Consider the following 2863-nt stretch of genomic DNA (forward strand, 5'->3'; position numbering starts at 1 on the left):
GGGTTCTGCCGCCCGGGCGCCGTGCGGAGGCGCGCACGCGCTGCCCGCCTCCCGCGAGGGCCATCAGGTAGACCAGGCCGATCGCGACAAGACCCAGGATTGCCGTACCGATCACGCTGAAACCAATCGTCGCCAACATACGCTCTCCTCAACCTGTGCTGAAGATACGTCCACCCGGACGTTCTCCGATCGTTTTCACCCCGAATTCGGTCAGCCGCCGACATCGGCCTGCGGTCCCGCGGCGGGGGCGGTATTCACGCTCCAGTCCAGCAGGCGCCGCATGTCCGTGAACCGGGTCCTGCTCGTCGGACCACCGAGTATGACGGCATAAAGGTCGTCGCCTTCGTTGCCGACGGCCCTGAGCACGAGACAATACCCGGCTCTACGGATGTATCCGGTCTTGCTGCCTACGCACGCCCACCGGCTTTCGGATACCGGTTCGCGGACCAGCCGGTTGGTGGTCCGGATGGTGTGCGTGCGCCTGTTCGTGCCGAAACGGTACTCCTTCGCCAGGAGGATCTCCGCCAGCAGGTCGTCCTGCAGCGCATTCCACAGAAGGGCTACGCAGTCCACCGCGGTGGACGTATTGCCTGAATCCAATCCGGTGGGTTCGGTAAATCGCGAGTTCGCCAGACCGAGAGAAGCCGCCGTTTCGTTCATCTGCTCCACGAACGCCTCGATCGTCAGGCCCGTCGCCCGGGCCAGCGCCCGGGCCGCCGCGTTGTCCGAAGCGACCAGGGTGGCGTATAGCAGATCCCGGACCGAGACCCGTTCCCTGTATCTCAGTTTCGTCCAGTTCGACCGGTAGACGTCCTGCCGGGTGATGCTGATCTTCTTTTCAAGGTCCGGATTCAAACCCATGTAGGTCACGGCCGTCATCAGCTTCGTGATGCTCGCTACCGGGAACGGCGACGTCGCGTTCTTCTGGTAGATCACTTCGCCCGACTGCATGTCGACCACAAGGGCGGCCCGCGCACGTACGCGGACGCCCGTGCTCCACCTGCTCGACCTGATGGGCGCCGCAGGCGGTCCGTCCACTTCGGCGGGTGGCCCGGCCGGCCCGGCCACAACAGGGACCGGCGCATTGATCGGACCGTCTACCGGTGAATGTCCATCGGACGGTCCTGTGTCCGCGGATACGGAAGCGATCGAAAGCAGCAAGGCGCAACTCGCCCATACCACCCTCGGCCAGATCGGGTTAAGGCTGCTCATAGCATGGGAAAATAGGACGGGATGGGATGCTAAGTCAAGGTGAATTCAGCCGGTTATTCAGGCTGGTCTGCGGGGAAGCCGCTACCCGGTCCAGTCCGGCGGTTTCTTCCGATACCGATTGGCCGTCGCCGACGGGTCTCAGGTCGATATGGACCCTGACCTCGCGCCCTTCGATGCTGAACGAAGCAAACGTCAGGTTTAGCGGAAGGACTTTCAAGCTGCAGTCGAAAACCTGGCTTGCGGTGAGCTGGGACAGGTCGATCGCAGGCGACGTTACGATCCGTTCGATCTGGTCGAGCTCCATTTCACGGCCCGTGATCGGCACCGAGGGCGGCTCCACCCTGACGTCTCGCGCGAGTTCCAGCCCATCGGGAAGCCGGCCGGTCAGGTCGTAGTCGATCATGATCCGTCGGTTCACGATGCGGTCGGACCTGATCGTCAGGCTTCTCGGATCGATCGAGGTGGCTACCAAGCGGAAGGGCAACTCCACGTTCGCTTCCGTGAGCGGCATGGTGTGCGTCCCGGGTTCCATGTCGTCCAGGTCTACCATGACGCGGACCTGGTCTTGCGTGAGCGTGGAGATACTGCCTTCGGGACCGCGAACCCGTACGTTCACCTCGCTGGTCGAATTGCTGATCAGCTCGATGTCGGTCGGGATATTCTGAAATTCGAGCGCGGCGGTAATTTCGATCTCGGACCGTTGCCCCCCGATCAACATGAACCAGAGCAGGCACGCCACGCCGATGGACGCCAGTTTGGCGGTAAGGTTGGTGCGATTGAACCGGTATCCCTGCCGGAGGGCGACGATCTTCTTCATCGCTTCCCGCATCGACGGCCTGCTTCGGGGGATCTCGATGGGCAGCAGTGACTTTTCGAGCGTCTGCCAGAGCTTCTCCCGGTCCGCCATGGCCGAGATGTCTCCGCCGGACGCCACGGATACCTCGCCGCTCTCTTCGGATACCACGACGCAGAACGTATCGCCGAGTTCCGATACGCCAAGGGCCGCCCGGTGGCGCGTGCCGTACCGTGGCGGCAGGTGCTCACGGGTTGAAAGGGGCAGATAGGAGGCGGCTTCGACGACGCGGTCCTTCTCCACGATAATCGCGCCGTCGTGAATCGGCGATGACGGATGAAAGATGCTGACGACCAGCTCCTGGCTCACGAGACTGTCGAGCTTTACGCCGTGCTGTACGACGCCGGATATCCCGGTCGCCCGGGGGAAGACCAGCAGGCCGCCGATGCGCTTCTCCGACAGTTCGAAACAGGCTTCGGTGATCTCCTTCAGAATGCGCCTGGAGATGGGACTGGACTGGAGCCTGAATATGACCAGGGGACTGACCCGTTCCAGCAGCTGCCGGATTTCGGGCTGGAATACCACGATGATCAACAGGAGGGTCACGCCGAGCAGGTATTGCAGGATCTGGCTGGTCAGGAGCAGCCCGCTCCATGTCGCGATGCTGTAGAGGACGCCGAGAATGCCGAGGCCGATCAGGATATGGTACGCCCGGGTCCCCTTCAGCCACATGTAGAGGCTGTAGATCAGGGCCGCTATGATGAAAATATCCAGGAGGTTGACCAGATCAAACATCGTCGAGGAGTCCTTGGGCGCTGGCTATATCAAACCATACGGTTGGTAGAAGATATATAATCA

General features: G+C 62.1%; 2 protein-coding genes. Both read right to left on the reverse strand.

The features are described 5' to 3' along the window. Nucleotides 1-210 precede the first annotated feature (210 nt). Nucleotides 211-1212, reverse strand: a complete 1002-nt coding sequence (locus F4Z81_13585; protein ID MXW06077.1) for a D-alanyl-D-alanine carboxypeptidase — start codon at nucleotides 1210-1212, stop codon at nucleotides 211-213. 34 nt (nucleotides 1213-1246) lie between these two features. Beyond that, on the reverse strand, nucleotides 1247-2800 hold the full coding sequence (locus F4Z81_13590; protein MXW06078.1) for a TIGR00159 family protein: 1554 nt from the start codon (nucleotides 2798-2800) through the stop codon (nucleotides 1247-1249). Nucleotides 2801-2863 lie beyond the last annotated feature (63 nt).

It is taken from the genome of Gemmatimonadota bacterium, from assembly GCA_009835325.1.
Classification (GTDB): Bacteria; JAAXHH01; JAAXHH01; order JAAXHH01; family JAAXHH01; genus JAAXHH01.

What these genes read in the sequence shown, in the direction of transcription:
- F4Z81_13585 (MXW06077.1), bottom strand. Translation starts at nt 1,212, where the DNA reads ATGAGCAGCCTTAACCCGATCTGGCCGAGGGTGGTATGGGCGAGTTGC.
- F4Z81_13590 (MXW06078.1), bottom strand. Translation starts at nt 2,800, where the DNA reads ATGTTTGATCTGGTCAACCTCCTGGATATTTTCATCATAGCGGCCCTG.